Source organism: Thermomicrobiales bacterium (assembly GCA_023954495.1).
Taxonomy (GTDB): domain Bacteria; phylum Chloroflexota; class Chloroflexia; order Thermomicrobiales; family CFX8; genus JAMLIA01.
Window position 1 is genome coordinate 1 of the sequence record JAMLIA010000038.1, and the last position, 22,795, is coordinate 22,795.

Annotated in this window: 21 protein-coding genes and 1 tRNA gene; 16 read left to right on the plus strand and 6 right to left on the minus strand. The window is 62.7% G+C overall.

What is annotated here, in order from left to right; genetic code table 11:
* A partial coding sequence (locus tag M9890_08890) for a PhzF family phenazine biosynthesis protein (protein MCO5177068.1) occupies positions 1–405 on the plus strand: 405 nt, incomplete at its 5' end.
* Between the two features lie 35 nt (positions 406–440).
* The gene (locus M9890_08895) at positions 441–938 is read left to right on the plus strand and encodes a YbaK/EbsC family protein (protein MCO5177069.1); all 498 of its coding nucleotides are present in this window, start codon (positions 441–443) and stop codon (positions 936–938) included.
* A 55-nt stretch (positions 939–993) separates the two neighbouring features.
* Here M9890_08895 and M9890_08900 read toward each other — a convergent pair.
* From M9890_08900 to M9890_08910, 3 genes are all read right to left on the minus strand, one after another.
* Positions 994–1,067 (minus strand) — tRNA-Glu (locus M9890_08900).
* 53 nt (positions 1,068–1,120) lie between these two features.
* Positions 1,121–2,578 (minus strand): ComEC/Rec2 family competence protein, encoded by a 1,458-nt coding sequence (locus M9890_08905; protein ID MCO5177070.1) that lies wholly within the window; start codon positions 2,576–2,578, stop codon positions 1,121–1,123.
* Between the two features lie 2 nt (positions 2,579–2,580).
* A complete protein-coding gene (locus M9890_08910; GenBank protein MCO5177071.1) occupies positions 2,581–3,180 on the minus strand; it encodes a ComEA family DNA-binding protein in 600 nt (199 codons plus the stop codon).
* A 145-nt stretch (positions 3,181–3,325) separates the two neighbouring features.
* Here M9890_08910 and mfd point away from each other — a divergent pair, with 145 nt between their 5' ends.
* Positions 3,326–6,865, plus strand: coding sequence for a transcription-repair coupling factor (mfd, locus tag M9890_08915; protein ID MCO5177072.1), 3,540 nt, complete (start codon positions 3,326–3,328; stop codon positions 6,863–6,865).
* Here the strand turns inward: mfd and M9890_08920 are convergent.
* Together M9890_08920 and M9890_08925 are read right to left on the minus strand one after the other, a co-directional pair.
* Positions 6,793–7,047 (minus strand): hypothetical protein, encoded by a 255-nt coding sequence (locus M9890_08920; GenBank protein ID MCO5177073.1) that lies wholly within the window; start codon positions 7,045–7,047, stop codon positions 6,793–6,795. The two genes, mfd and M9890_08920, sit on opposite strands and share 73 nt — an antisense overlap.
* A 2-nt stretch (positions 7,048–7,049) precedes the next feature.
* Entirely contained in the window at positions 7,050–9,410 is a 2,361-nt protein-coding gene (locus M9890_08925; protein ID MCO5177074.1) for an endonuclease MutS2, read from the minus strand.
* A gap of 243 nt (positions 9,411–9,653) precedes the next feature.
* On the opposite strand from M9890_08925, the gene lexA reads away from it, so the two are divergent.
* The 7 genes from lexA to M9890_08960 all read left to right on the plus strand — a co-directional run bounded on the left by lexA (position 9,654) and on the right by M9890_08960 (position 16,387).
* Positions 9,654–10,295, plus strand: coding sequence for a transcriptional repressor LexA (gene lexA / locus M9890_08930; protein MCO5177075.1), 642 nt, complete (start codon positions 9,654–9,656; stop codon positions 10,293–10,295).
* Positions 10,296–10,360: 65 nt separating this feature from the next.
* Positions 10,361–11,485, plus strand: a complete 1,125-nt coding sequence (locus tag M9890_08935) for a glycosyltransferase family 4 protein (protein ID MCO5177076.1) — start codon at positions 10,361–10,363, stop codon at positions 11,483–11,485.
* The gene (locus tag M9890_08940) at positions 11,482–11,880 is read left to right on the plus strand and encodes a VanZ family protein (GenBank protein ID MCO5177077.1); all 399 of its coding nucleotides are present in this window, start codon (positions 11,482–11,484) and stop codon (positions 11,878–11,880) included. The genes M9890_08935 and M9890_08940 overlap by 4 nt, the downstream gene beginning before the upstream one ends.
* A complete protein-coding gene (locus tag M9890_08945) occupies positions 11,868–13,331 on the plus strand; it encodes a hypothetical protein (GenBank protein ID MCO5177078.1) in 1,464 nt (487 codons plus the stop codon). The genes M9890_08940 and M9890_08945 overlap by 13 nt, the downstream gene beginning before the upstream one ends.
* A 32-nt stretch (positions 13,332–13,363) precedes the next feature.
* Positions 13,364–13,915, plus strand: a complete 552-nt coding sequence (locus M9890_08950) for a DUF4126 domain-containing protein (protein ID MCO5177079.1) — start codon at positions 13,364–13,366, stop codon at positions 13,913–13,915.
* An 81-nt stretch (positions 13,916–13,996) separates the two neighbouring features.
* Positions 13,997–15,025, plus strand: coding sequence for a DnaJ domain-containing protein (locus M9890_08955; protein ID MCO5177080.1), 1,029 nt, complete (start codon positions 13,997–13,999; stop codon positions 15,023–15,025).
* Positions 15,026–15,106: 81 nt separating this feature from the next.
* Complete coding sequence (locus tag M9890_08960) at positions 15,107–16,387, plus strand: adenylosuccinate synthase (GenBank protein MCO5177081.1); 1,281 nt, start codon at positions 15,107–15,109, stop codon at positions 16,385–16,387.
* A 4-nt stretch (positions 16,388–16,391) separates the two neighbouring features.
* Here M9890_08960 and M9890_08965 read toward each other — a convergent pair whose 3' ends face one another.
* A complete protein-coding gene (locus tag M9890_08965) occupies positions 16,392–17,414 on the minus strand; it encodes an NAD(P)-dependent glycerol-3-phosphate dehydrogenase (protein MCO5177082.1) in 1,023 nt (340 codons plus the stop codon).
* Positions 17,415–17,479: 65 nt separating this feature from the next.
* Between M9890_08965 and fabZ the strand changes: the two genes are divergently transcribed.
* The 6 genes from fabZ (at position 17,480) to M9890_08995 (ending at position 22,744) form a co-directional block, all read left to right on the plus strand.
* Positions 17,480–17,920 (plus strand): 3-hydroxyacyl-ACP dehydratase FabZ, encoded by a 441-nt coding sequence (fabZ, locus tag M9890_08970; GenBank protein MCO5177083.1) that lies wholly within the window; start codon positions 17,480–17,482, stop codon positions 17,918–17,920.
* A 62-nt stretch (positions 17,921–17,982) separates the two neighbouring features.
* Positions 17,983–18,927, plus strand: a complete 945-nt coding sequence (locus tag M9890_08975; GenBank protein MCO5177084.1) for a glycosyltransferase family 9 protein — start codon at positions 17,983–17,985, stop codon at positions 18,925–18,927.
* On the plus strand, positions 18,924–20,120 hold the full coding sequence (locus M9890_08980; GenBank protein MCO5177085.1) for a glycosyltransferase family 9 protein: 1,197 nt from the start codon (positions 18,924–18,926) through the stop codon (positions 20,118–20,120). Before M9890_08975 ends, M9890_08980 begins: the two co-directional genes overlap by 4 nt.
* A complete protein-coding gene (locus tag M9890_08985; GenBank protein MCO5177086.1) occupies positions 20,054–21,133 on the plus strand; it encodes a glycosyltransferase family 4 protein in 1,080 nt (359 codons plus the stop codon). Before M9890_08980 ends, M9890_08985 begins: the two co-directional genes overlap by 67 nt.
* Positions 21,120–22,214, plus strand: a complete 1,095-nt coding sequence (locus M9890_08990) for a glycosyltransferase family 9 protein (GenBank protein MCO5177087.1) — start codon at positions 21,120–21,122, stop codon at positions 22,212–22,214. The genes M9890_08985 and M9890_08990 overlap by 14 nt, the downstream gene beginning before the upstream one ends.
* Entirely contained in the window at positions 22,214–22,744 is a 531-nt protein-coding gene (locus M9890_08995; protein MCO5177088.1) for a hypothetical protein, read from the plus strand. Before M9890_08990 ends, M9890_08995 begins: the two co-directional genes overlap by 1 nt.
* Positions 22,745–22,795: the final 51 nt, after the last annotated feature.

The following is a 22,795-nucleotide window of genomic DNA, read 5'->3' on the forward strand; positions in this document are numbered from 1 at the left end:
CGGGGTCAGATTCTGGCGCATCAGTGGATCGACAATGGGCCGGGTTGGGCCGTTTGTCGGCTGGCGACCTCGGAGGAAGTCCTCAGACTCAATCCCGATCTGTCACAGATTCCGAAGGCCATGATCGGTGTTATTGGCGCGTACCCGGACGGCTCGGAGCACGCGTTCGAGATGCGTACATTCGCTCCGGCGCTCGGCGTTCCAGAGGACCCCGTTTGCGGTTCGATGAACGCTTCAGTCGGCCAATGGCTGTTCCGCACTGGCGCGGTAACCGACGGGTACCGGGTGTCTCAGGGTTCACGACTCGGTCGCGCAGGAGACATCACGATTACGTCAGGTGAACACGGGACGATCTGGGTTGGTGGCGTGACAACGACGCTGTTTCGGGGCGAAGCAATCATCTGATTCACGCCTCCGCTACACATTTGAACGGAGTATAGATGCAAACCGAAAGCACGATGCGGGTGCAGCAATTCCTGGACGAACGCCAAACCGGCCTGCAGATCCTCTACCCCGATGGCGACACCGCGACCGTGCAGTCGGCGGCGGCGACGCTCGGCGTCGAGCCCGGCCAGATCGCCAAGACGCTGGCAGTACGGGCCGGACACGAGCGCTTTCTCCTCGTCATGAGCGGCGACGCCCGGCTGGACAACGCCAAGTTCCGCGCGCGATTCGGGAGCAAGCCGCGCATGCTCTCGGCCGACGATGCGCATGAGCTCACCGGCCAGCCGGTCGGAGGTGTCGGACCGTTCGGGCACCCTGCGCCTGTTGATGTGTTTTGTGATGAGTCGTTGCAGAAATACGATGTCATCTATCCGGCAGCCGGAAGCTCTGCAAGCGCTGTGCGGGTGACGCCGACACAACTGGCCGACCTGACGTCGGCTACCTGGGTGGACGTGGCGCGTGACACGGCGAGCGCAAACGCGAGCAGCGCGTAGCGTCTGGACCGCTCGGCCTGACTGCGCGCCCGCCTGGATTCACATGAATAACGAGTACCCCCAAGGGGATTCGAACCCCTGCTCTCCTCCTTGAAAGGGAGGCGTCCTAGGCCACTAGACTATGGGGGCCTGCAAGACGACCCAAGAATATCACAGCAATATTGCTGACTGGTTGCCCGGGATTAGAAAGTTACGACGATCAGGGCAACGGTCGCTAGCGCGAACGACGTGCAGGCGACCGGTGCGATCCGGGCATCCTGCTGGTTCCAGCGCTGCAATTGCCAGAAACCGAATCGCCCTTCCGGCAGCGCCAGAAGCGCGGTCAGTGTCAACAGTGTCATCGCCAGGCGAAGCATCGCCCCGTCCATCTGGCGGAATTCGATAAACCCTCCGGGCAGGCGCGCAAACAGCGCTGCAATCCAGAGTATTGCGTGGGTCAACACCCAGGTGAGGAATGCGAAGGCAGTGGCGACGATCGGGATCCAGCTCGTTGCGACCAGCAGGATCGTTGCACTGGCGGCCAGCACCACCAGGCTGCCGGCGGCGACGTTGGCCGGAATAGATGCCAGCGAGAACGTGCCGGTGGAGGCCGCCAGTGCCGGTGCGGTCACAAGCGCGATGATTGACGTTGCGGCGACTGGCGCGATGATGACGGCTGCCAATCCTCGATAGCGTGATGTCAAGCGCAACGACAGGATCAGTGCGGCAGTCGCCAGGATGCTGAGCTGAAACGACAGGCTGCTGAATGCGGCTGGATCGGCAGCAATCATCAGCGCAGCGGCCAGCGCGATGAGCGTTGGTCCGTGGGCTGGACGTCCAAGCTGCCGTGCAACGATGACAAAGCCGGCCATGATCGCCGCCCGGACGACCGGCGCGTCGGATCCAACCAGCCAGACGTACGCTGCGAGTGCCAGAATCTCGGCACTGACCCACATTCGCCCGCGACGGCCGAGCGCCAGGACCAGCGCGCCCACGGATGCAACAACGAGCGTAACGTTCCAGCCGCTGACGGCTGTGATGTGTGAGAGACCGGCGTGTCGGACTGCATCAGCGTCGCGGGTGGTCATGGCTGAGTCATCGCCATTGATCAGGCCGAGCGCGAGTGCGCCTTCGGATCCGCCGATACGTTGCCGAATCGTGCGATCGAGCCAGTCTCGGAGGCGCGCGCGTGACGCTTCGAGCCCGGTTGCCCGTTGCGCGACGGTGACCGACGAGGCATACAGATAGTCGGCATCGAGACCCCTGACACGCGCAGCGACGTTGATCTCATCACCTCGATGGAACCTTGGGTGCGCGTCAGCGTACAGCCGCGAAGTTCGGCTGACGCCGTGCGTGTCAACCCAGCGAACGGTGGCGCTAAGACCGCGGCTGGTCTGCTTCGGATCCGAGGTGACCTGCGCGGAAGTTGTTATTTGAACACGTCCGACATATGGAGGGACTGGCTCTGGCTGATTACGATAGCCGGCGGCCATGCCAATCGCTGTGCTGACCATGAGGCACAGCGCCAGTGCTCGTGCCGTGGAAGTGGTGATGACCACAATCACGAGCAGGCCGACCATAAGGAAGACTGCGTATAGCGGCAAGTCGGCAATCGCCAGGCGGACGCCGACGATGATGCCGAGCGCGACGATGATTCCCATCGCTACGGCCCGACAGTCACCAGCGGACGCAAGATCTCGACGATGCGTTCGGAGATCCCGCGGATCGCGACGAGCTGATCGATTGACGTGAATGGCCCATTTGTGGTGCGGAATTCGATGACCCGCTCGGCGATCTTTGGCCCGATCTCCGGTAGCTCCTCCAATTGCGCTGCAGTGGCGCTGTTGATATCAATCAGACCGGTCGACATAGCGGACTCATTGGTTGTTGCGGGGGTGTTGGAGGTGGGCCGCGGGGTCGGACGGGCAATCGGCACGATCACCTGCTCGCCGTCGGCCAGCACCGCCGCGAGCTGCAGCTGCTCGGCATCGCCGTCGCGCGATGCACCGCCGGCAGATTTGATCGCGTCGGCTGTCCGACTGCCGCGATCAAGCGTATAGATGCCCGGCTCGGCGACCTCGCCGCCAACATAGACACGGATGATTGATGCGTCTGGTGCCTCGTGGACGGTCAGGACAACAGACGCGTTGGACCGAGCACGAAGTGCCGAGACAACGAGCGCAACGACAACCGCGCCCAGGGCGACGCCGATCATGGCTGCCCGGGCGAGCATGCTCCATTGCAGGCGCTGCGGTTCTTCCACGGCTGCGCACTCCGTACTGAAATATCTATGTCAAGCGGCATCATAGCGCAGCTTGCTTATACTGTCATGCACGGAACGGCCACGCGGAAACGCGGTTGGCCCGTTCTTGTTTGCGCTGTTGAAGTCACACGCGAATTGAGATGTCATGTCGCTTGCTCACCTGTTGCCACTCTTCACCGACATCACCCTGCCGGAATTGGATCGGTCCGTCGGGGCTGTGCGCTGGATGACGGATGCGCTGTCGGCGTCGGCCAGGGCTGCGGCGATCGCGGCACTCGCAGAACGGACACGTCGACCGATCCTCGTGCTGGTCTCGCGGCAGGAAGTCGCAGACACACTCGTGGCGAACCTGGGCCAACTTCTGCCACTGAATGCTGCGCCACTCGTCTGGTCGGTGGCGGACCCCCTGCCGTACGAGCAGATGCCCCACGACCCCGGCCTGTCGGCCCAGCGATCGGTCGTGCTGGGAAAGCTGTCGGATTCGGCGGGCGCGGCGCATCCACCGGTGGTCGTTGCGACTGCGCGCGCGCTGATGACATCAATTCGCGCACCGCAGACATTTGGCCGCGACATCATCCACCTGGCCGTCGGTGATCGGATTGACGACGCCGGGTTGGTGCGGCGACTCGTCGGTGCCGGGTACGTTCATGAACCGCAGGTCGAAGGGCCGGGCACGCTGTCGCGACGCGGTGGAATTCTGGACATCTTCACACCCGGCTCAAATGATGCCGTTCGCATCGAGCTGTTTGGCGACGAGATCGACAGCATTCGTCGCTTCGATCCGCTGACGCAGCGATCGACGGAGCGCATTTCGCAGGTGACGATCTTACCGCCGATCGAGTACGACCTCAGCGACAAGGCATCTGCACTGGATCGCCTCGCGCAGCTCGACAGGACGCCACTCCGCGAAGAAGTCAACGACGAGTGGGAACGGCTTATTGCGCTGCTCGATGCGGAAGCGATCCCGCCCTCTATTGATCTGCTCGCATCGTTCTTCCCGCATAACGACTTGTCGCTGCTCGACTATTTGCCGCGTGAATCGGTCGTCATCACGCTTGATGTGCAAGCGATCCGATTGCAGTTCGAGCAGGTCGATTTGCAGGCTGGAGAGGTGCGCAATGCACTGGAGCTGGCCGGTGAGATTCCTGTTGACTTGCCGGTGCCGTATCAACGCGGCGAGAACCTGCGTGAATCGATCGCGCGCTTCCCGGTCTGGGAGATCGGTGGTGCGGACGAGGACGCGGCACTGGTTCCAACTGGTGCGTCGTTTTCTGATCCACCGCTGTTCGGTGGTCGCATCGACCTGCTGATTGAGCAGTTGCGCCGCGAGTTGGCCAACGGCCAGCGAATTGTTCTGGCGACCGAGCAGAGCGAACGGCTGCGCGAGCTGCTCGACGAGGCCGGCATGTACCCACGGACGTTCAAGCGCGGTGCCGGTGGGGCATCGACTCCGCCAGCACCCGGCACGATCGACGTGATTCACGCGGCGCTGACGCTCGGATTCCGCTATGAACCGGCGAAGCTGCTTGTCCTCAGCGATCTGGAGCTGTTCGGCACGCGCAAGCTGGTGCGGGCGCAGGCGCGTCCGGTGGCGCGCAAGCCGCGACACGTGCGGCAGTTTCGTCCCGGCGCGTACGTCGTCCACGTTGAGCACGGCGTCGGGACGTTCAGCGGGCTGGTGCGGCTTGATCTGTCGGGCGTCGAGCGCGAGTACCTGCAGGTTGACTACGCCGGCGGCGATCGGCTGTATGTGCCGGTCGACCAGTCGGACCGTCTGACGCCGTATGAGAGCCCCGCCGGTGAGCCGCGCATCACGCGGCTGTCGTCGGCCGAGTGGGCCAAGACGACGAGCCGGGTGCGCCGGGCAGTGCGCGAGATGGCCTGGGAGCTGCTGCAGCTCTACGCCGCGCGTGAGGCAGCCGAGGGACACCAGTTTCCTCCTGATTCGGTCTGGGATGCCGAGTTGTCAGATTCGTTCCCGTTCCGTGAAACGCCAGAGCAGGACAAGGCGATTCAGGATGTCAAGGGCGACATGGAGTCGCTGCGTCCGATGGATCGGCTCGTTTGTGGCGATGTCGGCTACGGCAAGACCGAGGTCGCGCTGCGAGCTGCGTTCAAGGCGGTGAACGACGGGATGCAGGTCGCGATCCTGGTTCCGACGACGATCCTCGCGCTCCAGCACTTCAACACGTTCCGCGAGCGACTGGCTGCCTTTCCGGTGCGCGTCGAGATGCTGTCGCGCCTGCGTAGCAAGGCCGAGCAAGCGCAAATCGTTCGAGGTGTTGCTGACGGCAGCGTCGATATTGTGATTGGCACGCACCGTCTGCTGCAAAAGGACGTCGAGTTCAAGAATCTCGGATTGCTCGTCGTCGATGAAGAGCAGCGCTTCGGTGTGCGGCACAAGGAGCACGTCAAGCGCATGCGGTCGTCGGTCGATGTGCTAACGATGACAGCGACGCCGATCCCGCGAACACTTCACCTGGCGCTGTCGGGGTTGCGCGATCTCTCGCTGATCACGACGCCGCCGCGCGATCGCGTGCCGATCCGGACGTTTGTCACTGCAGCGGACGACTCGATCATCCGCGAGGCGATCTTGCGCGAGGTGGCGCGTGGTGGCCAGGTCTACGTCGTTCACAATCGCGTGCAGAGTATCTATCGCCTTTGCGAACGCTTGCAGGAGCTCATCCCGGAGGCGAGCTTTGGCGTCGCGCATGGGCAGATGGAAGAGCGCGAGCTCGAGCGGATGGTGCTGGCGTTCATCCGCCAGGAGTTTGACGTGCTGATCTGTACGACAATCATCGAATCTGGCGTCGACATCCCAAATGCCAATACGATCATCCTCGACAATGCGCACGCGCTGGGCCTGACGCAGATGTACCAGTTGCGGGGACGGGTTGGTCGGTCGACGAACCGTGCCTATGCCTACGTGCTCTATCCGCCAAACACTCCCCTGTCGGTCGAGGCACTGGAGCGTCTGGAAGCGATTCAGGAGGCCACCGAGCTCGGTGCTGGCTTCCAGGTCGCCATGCGCGACATGGAGATTCGCGGCGCGGGCAACATCCTTGGTGGCGAGCAGTCCGGGCACATAGCCGCAGTTGGCTTCGACCTGTATACGCGCATGCTGGCCCATGCTGTCGAAGAGATCCGGGCCGGTCATCCGATTGCCGAGCCGGAGGAAGTCTCACTCGATATCGCCGTCGAGGCTGGGATTCCGGATAGCTACGTTGCGGACGAGCAAGGGCGACTGGATCTGTACCAGCGTATTGCTGCGGCGAAGAACGAGCGCGGACTGATCGACCTGAACGCCGAATTGCGTGATCGATTTGGACCAGTGCCGGAGAGCACTGAGCTACTCTTCGATCTCGTCCGATTGCGGCAGCGCGCAAGCCGACTCGGATTGACGACGATTGTCGAACGCGACGGCGACATTCTGATTCGACCGGTGTTTGGCGGAAAGCTCAGTCAGCAGCATCTACGACGGGAACTCGGCAACGGTGTGCGTGTGACGCCGAACCAGATCCGTCTGCGGGTGGATGACGTGAGGCTGCCGCGACTCAGCGCGCTGAACTATGTGCTGGATGTCATTGCTCAGCGCCGGGCGAGCATGGCCGCTCAGGACTCGGAGGGGTCGGAGGAGTCCTCTTCGGCCAGCTCGGACAATATCGTTCGCGCGCGCTCGGCCTGATCTGCGCGAACCAGGATGTCGTGCTCGGCGAGCAGTGCTGGAGTGTAGGTGTGGCCAAGACCGCGCGCTCGGAGGGCGACGATGATGCCTTCGTCCTCCAGTACTTGCTTCCAGAGTTGCGCCACGATCTCGGATGGTGCTACGGCAGCGACGATGACGCGATCCGACGATTGATCTGACACGCTCACGACTCCCTCAAATAGACGACGGTCACGCCTTCGCCGCCTTCGTAGTGCGGTGGCGTCTCGTATTTCTCGACGAGCGGATGGCGGCGTACGACATCCTGCACAACCTCACGGAGCGCGCCGGTGCCCTTGCCGTGGACAATACGGACAAACGGCAGGCGCGAGAGGTAGGCATCGTGCAAATACTCATCGACGAGCTTGTCGACACCGGCGGCGCGCTGTCCGCGCAGATGCAGCTCGACGTTCACCTCGCGGCGTGGCGGGGGCATGGCTGGCGTTGCCCGGCGCTCGGGCTTGACGGCGCTTCTGAGCTTTCGAATCGAGCTCACCGGCTGACGTACCTTGAACGGACCCATCTGGACATCGACCTCGGCACCGTCTGGCGAAAAGCCGAGCACCTCGCCATCACCGCCAAGTGCCACCAGCTCGACGTGGTCGCCCACTGCGATCGGCGCGACTTTGGTCACGCGTGGTGGTCGACTGCGAGCAGTCTTCTTGACCGTCTTCGTCGCCTGATCGAGATCACGTCGGGCGGCCTCGGTCGTCGGCTTGACCTGTTCAGCGGCGACGCGTGTCGGCGTCTCGCGAATGCGGCGAATCGCCTGCCGCGCTTCGGCGAGCTCGCTTTCAACTGCCGCCAGCGCATCCCGACGGGCACTTTCGCGCTCAATCTCTGCTTCGGCGCGGTCTTGCTCAGCATCACGCCGCAGCGTCTCGGCAGCAATACGATGCTTCTCGGCCTCTCGACCTGCGGCTTCGGCTTGCGAACGCCGCTCGCGGATTTCGGCGAGCAATTCGTCAGCGCGCTCGACACTGGGATCAACGAGCGCGCGCGCACGGTCAATGACCCGGTCGGGCATGCCGAGCCGTCGGGCAATGGCGAGCGCATTGGACTGTCCCGGAATGCCGACGATCAGACGGTAAGTCGGTGACAGCGTCTTGAGGTCGAACTCAACGCTGCCGTTCTCCGCGCCGGGGGTCGAATAGGCGAACGCCTTCAGCTCGGAATAATGCGTCGTGGTGACGGCCAGACAGCCGACTTCGAGCAACTCCATGATGATGGCTCGCGCGAGAGCGGCGCCCTCTTCGGGGTCAGTGCCTGCGCCCATCTCGTCGAGCAGCACGAGGCTGTGGCTGGAGACGCCGCGTAGCATCGCGATCACGCGTACCATGTGGGACGAAAACGTGGAGAGGCTCTGCTCGATGCTCTGCTCGTCGCCGATGTCCGCGAAGATGCCGTCGAAGACCGGCAGTTCGCAGCCCTCATCAGCCGGCACGAACAAGCCCGATTGCGCCATGACTGACAATAAACCAAGCGTCTTCAGTGCAACCGTCTTGCCGCCGGTGTTCGGTCCGGTCACCACCAGCACGCGGAAGGAAGTGCCGAGCTCCAGATCGATTGGCACGACCGTGGCCGGATCCAGCAGCGGATGGCGGGCGCGGCGCAGGATAACGCGGCGGCCCTCGGGTGACTGCTCGTCACTGATGGCCGGCAGCGTCGAGCGTGTAGTCGACGCATAGCGCGCCTTCGCCAGAGCCAGGTCGATGGCAGAGAGCGCTTCAATCGTGCGACTCAGCTCATTCGCGGCCCCGCCCACCTGGGAGGAGAGCGCGGTGAGAATACGCTCGATCTCGTGACGTTCGGCGACTTGCAGCTCACGCCAGCGGTTGTTGAGGTCCACGACATCCATCGGCTCGACGTAGAGCGTCTGGCCACTGGCTGAGGTGTCGTGCACGACACCGCGGAGCTGCCCGCGTCGGTCTGCGCGTACAGGCACGACGTAGCGACCATCACGCTGAGTGACGAGTGGGTCCTGAATAGCAGCGTGTTGCAGGTAGCGATTGATGCGCTCGAGGAGTCGGCCGTGCGCCGTACGCAGCTGCTGGCGAATCGTGCGCAATGCGTCGCTCGCGCTATCGAGCACGTCACCCTTCTCGCCGATGCAGCGGCGGATGCTCTCTTCAATCGCCGGAAGCTCAACAATAAATCCAACAAACTCGTCCAGTTCAGGGAAACGCTGTTCTGATTCTTCGACTCGCCTGAACGATCGCTTGACTGAGCGAGACGCCGCAATGGTGGCGGCTACATCCAGCAGTTCGTCCGGTTGCAGGACTCCGCCTATCTCAGCGCGCTCGACCTGACTGCGGACGTCACGGCAGCCACCAACACCGAAGCCGGGCTGTTCTTCCAGCAGACGATACGCCTCGTCTGTGACGCGAAGCAGGTATCGAACGGTCGAGGGATCTGAGGATGGGCCGAACTCGCGCGCATGGTCGGCCGCGACCGCGAACTGGCACTGGTTCGCGACAGCTGTCTGGATACGATCGAATTCAAGTGTCGTAAGGATGTCTGTTGCCATGGACCTTCCGCGCCTTATCGGCGGTTGAATGTTGATCTAGCGCGATGCATGCAGCCGCCTGATCGGCGCGTCGCTAATTGTATCGCCCGATGGGATGTCTGATGCGACCTGGTGCAGAAAAGTGCGGAAATGTGACAACAAGACAAACAGTTGACACGAACATCTGTTCGTACCTATACTAGTCGCACTGATCAGTCGGAGCGCAGACCGGCGCGCCGCTGTGACACCGGGAGAGAAGAGATCATGAAGGAACTGTCGAAGCGACAACAGAATATCCTGGAGTATATCGAGTCGTTCACGGACGATCGTTCGTATCCGCCAACGATCCGGGAGATTCAGGAAGGTCTCAACATCTCCTCGACGAGCGTTGTCGATTACAATCTGAAGGTCCTTGAACAGCGCAACCTCTTGCGTCGCAACCGCCACATCTCGCGCGGCATTGAGGTCGTTGGTCGCTCCAACGCCCGCCGTGGCGTCGTGTCGATTCCGGTGGTTGGCCGAATTGCAGCCGGTGAGCCAATCCCGGTGCCGGATGATCTGGCCACGCAGGAGTACGTCGATACCATCGAGCTGAGCACCGAAGTGCTGGGAAGTCGCACCGAAGGGCTCTTCGCGCTGCGGGTTCGAGGGCATTCGATGGTGGATGCGCTGATCAACGACGGCGACGTCGTCGTTCTGCGCCACCAGAACGTTTGCGAGAATGGCGAAACGGTCGCGGTCTGGCTCAAGAGCCAACGTGAAACAACACTGAAGCGACTCTACCGTGAAGGCGCGCGCATTCGTCTCCAGCCGGCCAACGTCACGATGGATCCGATCTACACGGACGCTGAAAACGTTGAGATTCAGGGCAAGCTGGTGACGGTCGTCCGACCGGTCATCCAGTAGATTCCGCACTCAGATCCCAGCCTGCTGGTAGCAGCCTGTTGTCAGTGTTGCTACCATCTGCCGCGATGGGACATGCACCATACGACATCGTCATGCTTGGCACGTTCGCGATGTGGCGTCTTGGCACGCTGCAGGCGCGGGCGCTGCCGTTTGCGCGCGAGCTAACCGAGCGCGGTTTTCGATGTGCAATCGTCACGACGCCGCGTGACATGCAATCGGAACGCGGCGTCGTCGAGATCATCGACGGCGTGACGGTGATCAATACGGAGTCGGCCGGACTGAATCCGGCACCTGCGGTTCGCGAGCAGCTTGCCTGGATCACGCGTCTGCAACCAAAACTCGTGCACGTCTTTAAGCCGCGCGGCTACGGCGGCCTTGCTGCTCAGCGCTGCCTCGGCAAGCTTCCAGTGGTCGTCGACTGCGACGATTGGGAAGGCGACGGCGGCTGGAACCAGCACGGATCGTACCCGCTGCCACAGCGCCGACTCTTCGACTGGCAAGAACGCACATTGCAGGTGCGCGCCGACGCGGTGACAGCCGCCAGCACTCTTCTCGCCCACCGCGCAACGAGCCTGCGAGAGAGCGATGAGCGCGTTGTGCGCATCCCAAATGGTCTGGCACCCGCCTGGATCGATGCGCTGTCGTCCGGGCGAGCTGTTTCATCGGGAGACAATGATTCTCCGACAGTACTGCTCTACTCACGCTTCGAGGAGTTTCCGGAGGAATGGCCGACAACATTCGCCCGTGAGCTACGGGCGCGCTGCGGCTCAGTCAGGATCCGTGGTATTGGTGGTGGGCTCTCTTCCGAGGTTGAGCAAATGGGATATGTCGCACGCGATAAGTTGCCGCAACTCCTCGGATCAGCCGACATCACGATCTATCCGTATCTCGACTCGCTCATTACGCGTAGCAAACAATCGGTGAAGCTGCTGGAGTTGATGGCGTCTGGGTGCGCCGTCGTTGCGTCTGATGTCGGGGATGTTCCGGCGGTGCTTGGTGACGCAGGTGTACTGCTGCCGGGGCACGATCCAGCCACGTTTGCAGCCGAGGTCGCGAGGTTGATCGATGCTCCATCGATGGTGAGCCAACTCGGCAAGCTCGCTCAGGTGCGCGTGCGAGACGCCTACTCTATTCCTGTCGTGGTAGACGATCTGGTTCGGTTGTACAGCACATTTGGCGTCGCAGCATGATGCTCAAACCGGAGTCGATCCAACGCCTCGCTGGCATCAGTGCCGTCGCCTGGATGGCGCTGATCTTCCTTCTTTCGGCGCAGGAGCGGATGCCAACGACAGCGGGATTGCCGCCGGATGTCGCTGCCATCGCCGGGCATTTTGTGGCTTACGGCGTGCTCGCCATCCTGATTCGCGTCGCTATCGGCGGGCTGCAAACCGACCGGCGTGCCGACATCATCGCGATTGCCCTCGCCACGATCTACGGGCTGACCGACGAGTTTCATCAGAGCTTCGTGCCGGGGCGCGATTCGAGCGCGTTCGACATCGGCATCGACTTGATTGGCGCATCTGTCGGGGTGACCGTGCTCAATCTGGCCATGGCAGCGTCACGACGATTCCAGTGCGAACGATGATCCGCCGCGAGCGCATCCACCTGCTACTCGTGGTGTGCGTTGCGGCAATCGGCTTTTCTCTGGCCGCACCACGCTTTGCGGAACGCCTGAATCCGCTCACCGGCGACGAGCCGTTCTATGTAATGACTGCGATCAGCCTCGTTCGCGATCACGACCTTGACGAAGCAAACAATTACGCGCAGCGCGACTACGAGGAGTTCTATCCAGCGCAGCCTCTGCCATCGGACTGGCAAGGCTGGCCGTCATTTCCGACGACACTGCCCCCTCATCCGGCTCAGTCGGTGCTTCCCGGCTTGCACACGAAGCACGGGATCGGCCTGTCAGTACTGATCGCTCTGCCGTATGACGCGGCTGGGCGCACCGGAGCAATGGCGGTCATGATCGTCATCGGCGCGCTGGTGGTCGGGCAAATGTTCCTGCTGGCCCGTGAATCAGGTGCGTCCGTTCAATTGAGTGCGATCATTGCGCTGGCACTGGGCTTCACTCTGCCAATCGCGCCATACGCCCTACTCATCTTCCCAGAGCTCCCGGCAGCGCTGGCGCTCATCTATGCCCTTCGACGGCTGACCATGCAACGGAACACCGTCTGGCAATGGATGCTCACTGGAATGGCGATCGCTTCAATGCCGTGGCTGCATCAACGCTTTGCACCCACGGCAGCCATCCTGGGAGTGTTCCTCGTCTGGGAGCTATGGCGACAGCGACGGGCAGAGATCGCGGCTGCCTGCGGCATCGTCGGACTTGGTGCAGCGGGGTTGGTGGCCTACAACATGTGGCTCTACGATTCCCCGCTCCAGAATCGCGCCGACCATGCCGGGTTCTCCGGATTCGTCGGTACGATCAATGGCGGGTTTGGTCTGCTGCTCGACGCGCAGTGGGGATTGATCGTCAACGCGCCGATCTATGTGCTGGCAATCGCGGCATTCCCGCTCTGGTTCCGGATCAGCAGGCAACGGGCGTGGCTGGCGCTGGCAGCGGTCCTGCCGTACCTGCTGATGGTTGGCGCATATCGTGTCTGGTGGGGCGAGTGGGGCCCGGCTGCACGCTATCTTGTCCCGGTCGCGCCATTGGCGGCAGCAACATTGGCAGCTATGTGGGTACGGGTCGGACGCACAACGCGCATCCTGGCAAGCGTCGTCTGGATGGCTGGAGCGGCACTGACATTCGTTGGGCTCGCCGATCCCCAGCGCTTCTATCATCAGCCTGACGGGTGGAACAACCTGATCGGCCGTGCCGGAGAGATCGTCAACCTCAATCTGGCGTCGAAGCTGGTTTCGTTTCAGCCGTATGCGCTCGACTCTCGCGCCGACCGACTCATGGCAGGACTGATTCTCGCCCTGGCGTGCTGGATTGCGGTAGCGTTGATATACGCACCAGCGGGTGGTAATCCTCCGGACCAAGTCGGCAACAGTCCGACGCATCAGGGTAATGGTGACGCGCGTCGATCCTGACCAACCGGGGGTTGATTGGATGGTAAGCGGCGATGTTTGAGCTCATGACTGGCCTCGGGCTGGCGATGCCGGCCGGTCTGAACGCCTACATTCCGTTGTTGGCGATTGCACTGGCCGATCGCTACACGGGTCTCATCCAGCTCGCCGCGCCGTACGATGTGGTGGCGTCACCGTGGGCGATCGTGATTGTGTCAATTCTGCTCGGGATCGAGATCGTCGCCGACAAGGTTCCGATCATCGATCACATCAACGACCTGATCCAGTCCTTCATTCGCCCCGCTGCCGGCGCGGTGTTGGTCATGGCGAGCACCGATGCCGTGCAGTCGATCAATCCGGTGCTGGCGATGATTCTCGGCCTCGTCGTCGCGGGCGGCGTCCATACCGCGAAGTCGACCTTCCGGCCCGTCGTCACAGCGACAACCGGCGGAGTTGGCAACCCGATCGTGAGCGCGACAGAAGACGGCGCGGCAATCTGCATGAGTGTCATCGCGCTGGTTGCACCTATCCTGATCGGCATCATTCTGATCATCCTCCTATCTCTGTCGCTAATGGTCCTGCGACGAAGACGCACGAGTCTGGTTTGAGGTTGCGTCGTAGCGACTCATAGTTTATGATATTTACAGAACATCACTGTGCGACGAACCCAGCGATTCAGGACGTGAGCCATGCAATTTCAGGATTACTATTCACTCCTCGGCGTTAGCCGAACTGCGAGCGAGGCCGACATCAAGAAGGCCTATCGGGAGAAAGCGCGCAAGCTGCATCCCGACGTCAACAAGGCGGCCGACGCGGAGGAGAAATTCAAAGCCGTAAACGAGGCGTACCAGGTTCTTTCGGACGCCGACAAGCGCTCGCGCTACGACCAGTTTGGAAACGACTGGGAGCACTACCAGGCCAACAATGCCGGCGGACAGAACGCGGGCGACTTCAGCCAATGGTTCACGCAGCAGTCGGGCGCGCCCGGCGGCACTCACTTCGAATACCGCACCAGCGGCGGCGAGGGATTCTCGGATTTCTTCGAGACGCTATTCGGCGGCGGACGGCAGCGCCGTCGAGCTCGCAATCCTCGGCGCGGCGATGACCACGAATACACTGTTGAGGTCCCACTGAAGGAAGCATTCGCCGGCACGACCCGGACGTTCGAGATCCAGATCCCTGGGACATGCCCGGAGTGCAACGGCACAGGTGTGAACCACGGCGCAACCTGCCTGATCTGTAACGGCACCGGCGTCACTCCGCGTCGTTCGCGCATCGAGGTCACGATCCCGGCCGGGATTCGTGAGGGACAGCGCGTGCGGGTCGCGGGCAAAGGCGCTCCGGGCAGTGATGGCGGACGGGCGGGCGATGTGTACCTGCGGGTGAAGATCGTAGCGGACGCCCAGTTCGCGCTGGATGGCAACGATGTCCGCACGACCGTTGACGTGCCGCTCTACGCAGCGATCCTGGGTGGCGAGGCGATCGTGCCGACGCTGACCGGCAAAGTCGCGCTGTCGATTCCGGCGCAATCAGGCAACGGCAAGTCATTCCGCCTGCGCGGCCAGGGTTGGCCGACGAGCATTGGATCCACGGAACGCGGCGACCTGCTCGCGAAGATTCAGGTGGTCCTGCCGACGAACCTGTCCGACGAGGAGCTTGAGCTCTTCGAGCAGCTCAGCGATCTGCGAACGCCGAAGAAGAGTCCTCCGGTCGCGTGATACCATATCCGGTTGGCAGGCGAGCGCGGTGCGTTCGCGGATTTGGTGCGCCTGTTGTGATGGTGTTGAGGGGCAGGGAACATGCCGGTTGCGATCGTTCTTGGTGGCCAGTGGGGCGACGAGGGCAAGGGCAAAATCATTGACGCACTGGCCTCCAGTGCGGACGTCGTCGTCCGTGCCAACGGCAGCGCAAACGCGGGCCACACCGTCGTAACCGATCGCGGAGTCTTCAAATTCCACCTGATTCCATCAGGCATCCTGCATCCGGACTGTCTATGCATCATCGGCGCGGGAGTCGCTCTGGATCCCGCGATCCTGCTCGAAGAAATTGCCGAGTTGCATCAGCGCGGCATCGATTCATCACACTTGCGCGTGTCATCGCGCTGCCACCTCATCATGCCGTACCATCCCGTCCAGGATCGTCTGGAGGAGACAAGTCGCGGTGCGGCCAACATCGGCACAACGCAACGCGGCAACGGCCCGTGCTATGCGGACAAGGCTGCGCGACGCGGCATCCGCGCGGCTGACATCCTTGATCCCGAGTACCTGCGTGATCGGCTCGCACCCGTGCTGGCGGAGAAGAACGCGCTGCTGGGTGCGCTTTATGGGCACCCGCCGTTCGACCTGGACGAGATGGCCGAGCAGTTCGCGGCCTACGGTGAGCAGCTCGAGCCTTACATCACCGACGTCGAGCTGGATGTGCAAGACGCCATCGATGACGGCCGCAATGTCATGATCGAAGGTGCCCAGGCGGCGATGCTGGATATCGACTACGGCACCTACCCGTATGTCACATCTTCATCTCCAACCGCTGCCGGCGTGTGCCAGGGAGCTGGCGTCGCACCAACGCAGATCGACAGGGTCATTGGCGTCTATAAGGCGTACTCGACGCGGGTTGGCGAGGGTGCGTTCCCGACCGAGCTGGACGACGCGACCGGCGTGCTCCTGCGCGAGCGCGGGGCGGAATTTGGCACCACAACTGGGCGGCCACGCCGAACCGGATGGTTCGACGCCGTGCAAGCACGGTACACCGCGCGCCTGAACGGCATCACCGAAATCGCACTGACCAAGCTTGACGTGCTTGATGGTCTGGATGCCATCCGCATTTGCGTTGGATACGAGATCGACGGCCAGCGTCACGATGCGCCGCCGGCTCGGATCGAGGACTTCGACCGCGTCCAGCCTGTCTACGAGGACCTCGCCGGCTGGCCCGAAGGTGCAAGTGACAGCGCAGCCGCAGAAGGATTGCCGTCGACTGCCCGGGCCTACCTGAAGCGCATCGAGGAGCTGGTTGGCGTGCCGGTCACATTCGTCGGCACCGGCCCGCACCGGGACCAGTTGCTGCTCGCTGCCGCTGACTAACGCCTCATAGTTCGGCGTCATCAAGTTCCGGGCGATGCTCGCGCGAGAGCAGCCGCTGAATCACGTCTGTAACTGACGCATCACCATCGAGGACGGCCACAACGGCATCGGCAATCGGGGCGCTCACTCCGTGTTCGCGTCCGAGATTCACCATCGCGTAGGCGGTGGTTGCGCCTTCGACGACATGGCCGATGCGTGCCATCGCTTCGTCGGGCGCAAGGCCTTCGCTCAGGAGTTGGCCAAACGTCCGGTTGCGACTAAGCGGGCTGGCGCAGGTGGCGATGAGATCACCCAGGCCACTCAGGCCACCGAACGTCATCGGATTCGCACCCATCGCCACGCCCAAACGACTGAGCTCGGCGAGTCCGCGGGTGATGAACGCGGCCTTGGCGTTCTGCCCCAGCCCGAGCCCATCTCCGACGCCAGCGCCCAACGCAATGACGTTCTTGAGCGCGCCACCCAGCTCGACACCAACGACATCCTCGCTGGTGTAGATCCGAAACGACGGCGACGACAGCAGCGATTGAACCCGCTGAGCAGCAGCGCGCCCAGTCGAGGCAACCACCGCCGACGCTGGCAATCCGCTCGCGATTTCCCCGGACAGGTTCGGGCCGGACAGGACTGCGATGTGCTCGGCAGGATGGCTCGCAGCAGTTGAAATGACTTCACTCATGCGTGCCAGTGTCGACCGCTCGAGCCCTTTGGCGCACGAGACAACGATCGCCGTCGAAGCCAGCGAGTTCACCATCGACTCCGCTACGATTCTGACGACCTGCGACGGGACAACGACGAACACATAAGCCGCGTCTTCGAGCGCCAGATGGACACTCGACGTGATGGTCAGGGAATCTGGCAATGCGACGCCCGGTAGCAGGCGCGCGTTGGCGCGAGTCGAGCGCAACTCGTCGGCGTGCCCCTCGGTGCGCGCCACGAGCCGGACAGATGCTCCAACGGTGCTGAGATGGACGGCCAGCGTCGTTCCCCAGGCTCCCGCGCCGATGACGGCGACCGGTGAGATGTTTGACATTTGGATTCATCGCTTCCTAGACTCAGCCGCGTGAGAGTGTCGATCCGATGAAGGGACCTATACACGTGCTGGACACTCGCGAGATACAGGCGATTATCCCCCACCGCTATCCGTTTCTTCTCGTCGATCGCATTCTTGAGGTCGAATACGGCGTGCGAGCCGTGGGACTGAAGAACGTGACGGCGAACGAGCCGTTCTTTCAGGGCCACTTTCCGGACTACCCTGTCATGCCCGGCGTGCTCATTATCGAGGCGCTCGCGCAGGTCGGAGCAGTGGCGCTGCTGGGCATGGATGAATACCGCGGGAAGATGGCGTTCTTCGCCGGCATCGATGGCGTCAGATTCAAGCGCCAGGTCAAGCCGGGCGATTCGCTGCGGCTGGAAGTCGTCATGGGTCGCATGCGGCGCGGCATCGGCACCGGCTCGGCGACTGCGACGGTCGATGGCGAGCTGGCGGTGAAGGCCGAGCTCATGTTCGCGGTCGCGGATCTCGACGCCACAACATGATGGCCGAGGACGGCCCACGTCGGATCACAGTCGTTAAACCGTGTTGCATCGGCGACTGCGTCATGGCGCTCCCGACACTCGATTCGCTTCAACTGGCGTTTCCGGACGCTGAGCGCACGGTGCTGGTCGGCGAGCACTCGCGGGCGATCTTCGAGACGCGGAGCAGTGGCTGGCGGATTGCGCCGATCTCGAATCAGATTACGCCGAGAGTCGCGTTCGAAACTGCCATCGCTGTGCGCCGCTCCGGTGCTGGCTGCGTGGTCGTTCTTGAGCGTTCGAGGCTGTTGCGCTGGGCATTCGCGGCCATCTTTGGAGAGCGCGCACACGCAGTTGCGCCGATCCAGCCGGAGATTCGGCACGAAAGCGCTGCCTACCTCGATGTCGTTCGGGCGCTCGGCATCGTGCCATCCGTCAGCCAACCGTCCATGGCTGCGACGATTGCGGACCTCGCACAGGCAGATGAACTGCTCAAACCATACGATCGCCCGGTGGTTCTCCACCCAGGTGGAGCTGAGAATCCAGGCACTGCGATGCCTGACAAGCGCTGGCCAGCCGAGCGGTACGCTGCATTAGCACGCATGTTGACTGAAGACGGCTGCGATGTGCTGTTCAGCGGCGGGCCCGGCGATCGGCAGCTCAACGAGCACGTTGCGGTAGCAGCAGGGTTGCCCGTGCAGCGCTCACTGGCAGGTCAGTTCGGCCTCACGACAGCAGCCGCGGTTGTCTCGCGAGCGGCGCTGTTCGTGAGCGGCGATACCGGTATGAGCCACATTGCCGCGGCATCGGGCACGCCTACCGTCGCGATCTTCGGTCCGACGAACCCGCGACGGTACCGGCCAATTGGGAGAGCCGTGGAAGTGATCGCCCCCGAGGAATCGTGGGACCTGCCGGACGTGGATCTGCGCACTGCCAGTCGCGATGCATTGCCACAAACCACTTCGATCTCAGTCCACGAGGTGTATGCAGCGATGAAATCCACGATGGCTAACGCTGGAGTCGCAGCGTGACCGGTATCGCTCATCGCGTGCGCGACGCCGGGCTATCTGCTTTCGCGCGAATGACGCCTGCGGTTGAGGCTGGTGGTGACACAGTCGTCGTCCTGCAGCCCGATCATTTGGGTGACATCATCATGGCGCAACCCGCAGTCCGATTGCTCCGGCAGCATCTGCCGGACACGCGGATCGTCGGCGTCGTTGGACCGTGGTCGCAGGTGATTGCCCGGATCGCCTGGCCCGCAGATGAGATCGTGACGCTTGACTATCCTGGCTTCACCCGAAAGGCGTCCACTACTCGTGCAACCGCCTATCGACAGATGCCCGCCGACATACAGACACTCAAAGCGTTGAAGTCAACGACGGGCATCGTGTTGCGCCCGGATGCCTGGTGGGCCGCTTTCGTGGCATCGCGAGCGATGCCTGAGGTCGTTGCCGGAGTCGATCAAGCATTCGTCACTCGTGTCGTCGACGTTTCAGATGCAGAGCATGCAGTCGTGCGCGCAGCCTCGATTGTCGCCGATTGGCTGGACATTGCAGTGCCGCCGCACGCGGACCTTACGCTGTCTATTCCGAGTCAGCGAGAAGCGGCTGAGGCAAGCACAGCGATACTCAGATCAAGAAGCATCGATCGCGAGTACGCCGTGATCCATCCCGGATCTGGCGCTGCCGTGAAGCTCTGGACAGCATCGCGCTGGCGAGCCATCACGCAGTATCTTGTGCGACGCGGCATGAACGTTATCCTGACCGGTGGCGCAGACGAGCGGCTAATATGTGAGGTAATTGCCGAAGGAACCAGCGCTGTCGTCTTTGCCGGTGAGACGGACATCCCGACGCTGGCCGAGATTTTCAGAAACGCGTCGCTCGCACTCGGCACGGACAACGGGCCGATGCACCTGGCTGTCGCAGTCGGGGCACCGTCTGTTCATCTCTTTGGGCCGAGTGACCCAGCGCGGTACGGACCATGGGGCGATCCGGGCCGCCATCGGGTCGTCAGCGCGGGCTGGCAGTGTCCGCGCTGTGGAGACTTGAGCGCCCAGCGGCCAGCAGGTTGCGGTTGCATGCTGGCGATCACGGTCGATATGGTGCGGATCCGAGATCGATCGACTGCTGGATCTCCATGGCGCAGGTTGAGTTGGCTGTGGATGCCAGTCGCGCCGATAGCGCCGTGCGCACCGGCACGGAGTGGTATTCGCTTGAGCTGCTGAGAGCAATGACCGCGCTCGGCGAACGACCGCAGATGACGTTGTATCACCGAGTCGAATCGAGCTGTTGGCCGGAGATCGGCGGTGTTGAGCATCGGGTCGTGAACATGCGGCGGCTCTGGACGCACGTCGGGCTGTCGTGGCGCATGCTACGTGATCGCCCGCGCGCGCTCTTCGTGCCGTCGCACGTTATCCCACTGGTGCATCCGCGTGTGTCGGTCGTGACGATCCATGACCTCGGCTACCTGCACGAGCCGGAGACGCACACCTGGCAATCGCGCCTGATGCTTAACCTGACGACGCGCTGGAATGCACGTGTTGCAACGCGAATCATCGCTGTCTCGGCGGCCACGCGCGACGACCTTGTCCAGCATTACGGTGTCTCGCCAGCGAAGATTGCTGTTGTCCACTCGGCGATCGACCATGCGCGGTTCCGAACGCACGATCCGAGCGACCGGCTGGCCGCGGCTGGTATCCGGCAGCCATATCTCCTGTTTCTCAGCACCGTGCAACCGCGCAAGAACCTGGTGCGGCTGGTCGAGGCGTTCGAGCGTCTGGAGGATGACGAGCTGCACCTCGTTGTCGCCGGTCGATCCGGGTGGCTGAGCGATGACATTGAGCGACGATTGCAGACGAGCTCCAAACGCGAGCGCATTGATCGCATCGGGTATGTCGACGATGATCTGGTGCCGTCGCTCTACGCCGGTGCGAGCGCATTCGTTCATCCTGCGCTCAATGAAGGATTCGGGCTTGGCATTCTGGAAGCGATGGCGTGCGGCTGCCCGGTCGTGACGAGTGACCGGTCGAGCATGCCGGAGGTCGCCGGTGGCGCGGCAGTGCTTGTCGACCCGACGAGCGTTGACTCGATCGAGCAAGGTATCCGCACTGCGTTAGATCCGGTGCAGAGCGCGGATCTCGTCGAGCGCGGACTTCAGCACGCGGCGGAATTCACCTGGGAGCGCACGGCCCAGCAGACGCTGGCGGTCATCGAGGAGGCACAGCGTGTCCGACGCTGAACCGCGCATCCTGATCGTCAAGCTCGCCGACCTGGGAGATCTGCTGATCTGCGAGCCGGCCATCCGATCGTTGAGAACCGCCTACCCTTCTGCGCGCATCGACCTGCTCGTGCCGCCTTCGACCGCGCCGCTGGCGAAGCTCCTCGGGCACGATCTTCAGGTCGTGACATTCCCGAAAGCGCTCTTCGACAACGTGTCCTCTCTGGCCAGACCAGATCGCATCGCTCAGGCAGCACGCTTTGGGATTCAGCTTCGGCGCTCGAAATACGATGTGGTCGTGCTGCTGCACCACCTCACGACTGCTGCCGGAGCGATGAAGCACCGCTGGCTGGCAAAGGCGACCGGCGCTGAACGCGTCATCGGCCTCGACAATGGGCGTGGCGACTTCCTCGCGAGCCGGGTGGTGGACCTCGGATTCGGTGCTCGGCACGAGGCGACGTACATGCTTGATGTCGCTCGCGAGGCCGGGGGCGCGGCTGTCGATCCAGCGCCGCGAATCGATGCAGGGCGAATTGTGCAAGGCCCACCGCTACCGAGACCATACGTTGTCATCTACCCAGCGACAGGCCCGTATTCGTCGGCACGTAGCTGGCCGGTTGAGCGCTACGGAGCGCTCGCGGCAGCGTTGGCAGCCAAAGGTTTGACGCCGGTGATTGTCGGTTCGCGCAGCGAAGCCGAGCTCGCGGCCAGCATCAAGGAGAATGCGCCGTCGGCCATCGACCTGATGGGCCGGACGATGATTGACGAGCTTGCTGGCATCGTCGTTGCGTCTCAGGTCGTTGTTGGAGGAGATTCCTTTATCGGCCATCTGGCTGCCGCGCTCGATGTTCGGCGCGTGACAATCTTTGGGCCCTCGAACCATCATGCATGGCGTCCGTGGGGGTCGGTCGATGCCGACGAATTTGACAGTAACACCACCTCTCGTGGGGCTGTCGTGTACCATCATCTTCCCTGCCAGCCATGTTTCTACACCGGATTCCGGCTTGGCAGGCCGGACGGTTGTCCGGCTCGTACCTGTCTTGATCTCGTGCGAGTGGATGATGTTGTGCGGGCGATTGACCGAGTCTTGAAGGCAAGCTGATGTTTCGTAGCGGACGCACAATCGGACTCCTGCTGATCGCTGGTGGTTTGGCGGTTGCGATACTGGCTGGGGCGTGGCTCGCGGCCGGCGTCGCAGATGACGAGTCGGGATTGCGCCTGTCCGGCGCAGTTCTGGGCGGCACGATGTTGTTCATTGTGATCGTGCTGCCGCTCGTGGCAGCCGGGATCTATCTGTTCGTCAAGGGCCGGAGCGAAGACGCTCAGATGGCAACCGGCCAGCGCCAGCGCAAGATGCTGGGGATCGTCGAGACCGCGGGCCAGATCAGCATCGGTGATCTGGCATTGCAGCTTGGCGGGACGCGCGACTCGGTCCGTCAGGATCTGTATGACCTCGTATCAAAGGGCTTGTTTGCTGGCTACGCAGACTGGGATCGCGGAATGCTGTATACACGGGGCGCATCTGAAATGCGCGGACAGCAGACATGTCCGAACTGCGGTGGGCAACTCGAACTGGCTGGCAAGGGCATGATTCGGTGCCCGTATTGTGGTGCTGAGATCTTCCTGCCGTAAACGAGCAGGATGACGCTGACGGGAGGACGAAGATGTCCAGAGGCGGCAGGC

Bases quoted from the DNA above. Each gene is read 5' to 3' on its own strand.
- M9890_08965 (MCO5177082.1), bottom strand. From the start codon at position 17,414: ATGTCAAACATCTCACCGGTCGCCGTCATCGGCGCGGGAGCCTGGGGA.
- M9890_08975 (MCO5177084.1), top strand. From the start codon at position 17,983: ATGGCGCTCCCGACACTCGATTCGCTTCAACTGGCGTTTCCGGACGCT.
- M9890_08940 (MCO5177077.1), top strand. From the start codon at position 11,482: ATGATGCTCAAACCGGAGTCGATCCAACGCCTCGCTGGCATCAGTGCC.
- M9890_08895 (MCO5177069.1), top strand. From the start codon at position 441: ATGCAAACCGAAAGCACGATGCGGGTGCAGCAATTCCTGGACGAACGC.
- mfd (MCO5177072.1), top strand. From the start codon at position 3,326: ATGTCGCTTGCTCACCTGTTGCCACTCTTCACCGACATCACCCTGCCG.
- M9890_08925 (MCO5177074.1), bottom strand. From the start codon at position 9,410: ATGGCAACAGACATCCTTACGACACTTGAATTCGATCGTATCCAGACA.
- lexA (MCO5177075.1), top strand. From the start codon at position 9,654: ATGAAGGAACTGTCGAAGCGACAACAGAATATCCTGGAGTATATCGAG.
- M9890_08905 (MCO5177070.1), bottom strand. From the start codon at position 2,578: ATGGGAATCATCGTCGCGCTCGGCATCATCGTCGGCGTCCGCCTGGCG.
- M9890_08950 (MCO5177079.1), top strand. From the start codon at position 13,364: ATGTTTGAGCTCATGACTGGCCTCGGGCTGGCGATGCCGGCCGGTCTG.
- M9890_08935 (MCO5177076.1), top strand. From the start codon at position 10,361: ATGGGACATGCACCATACGACATCGTCATGCTTGGCACGTTCGCGATG.
- M9890_08960 (MCO5177081.1), top strand. From the start codon at position 15,107: ATGCCGGTTGCGATCGTTCTTGGTGGCCAGTGGGGCGACGAGGGCAAG.
- M9890_08995 (MCO5177088.1), top strand. From the start codon at position 22,214: ATGTTTCGTAGCGGACGCACAATCGGACTCCTGCTGATCGCTGGTGGT.
- M9890_08955 (MCO5177080.1), top strand. From the start codon at position 13,997: ATGCAATTTCAGGATTACTATTCACTCCTCGGCGTTAGCCGAACTGCG.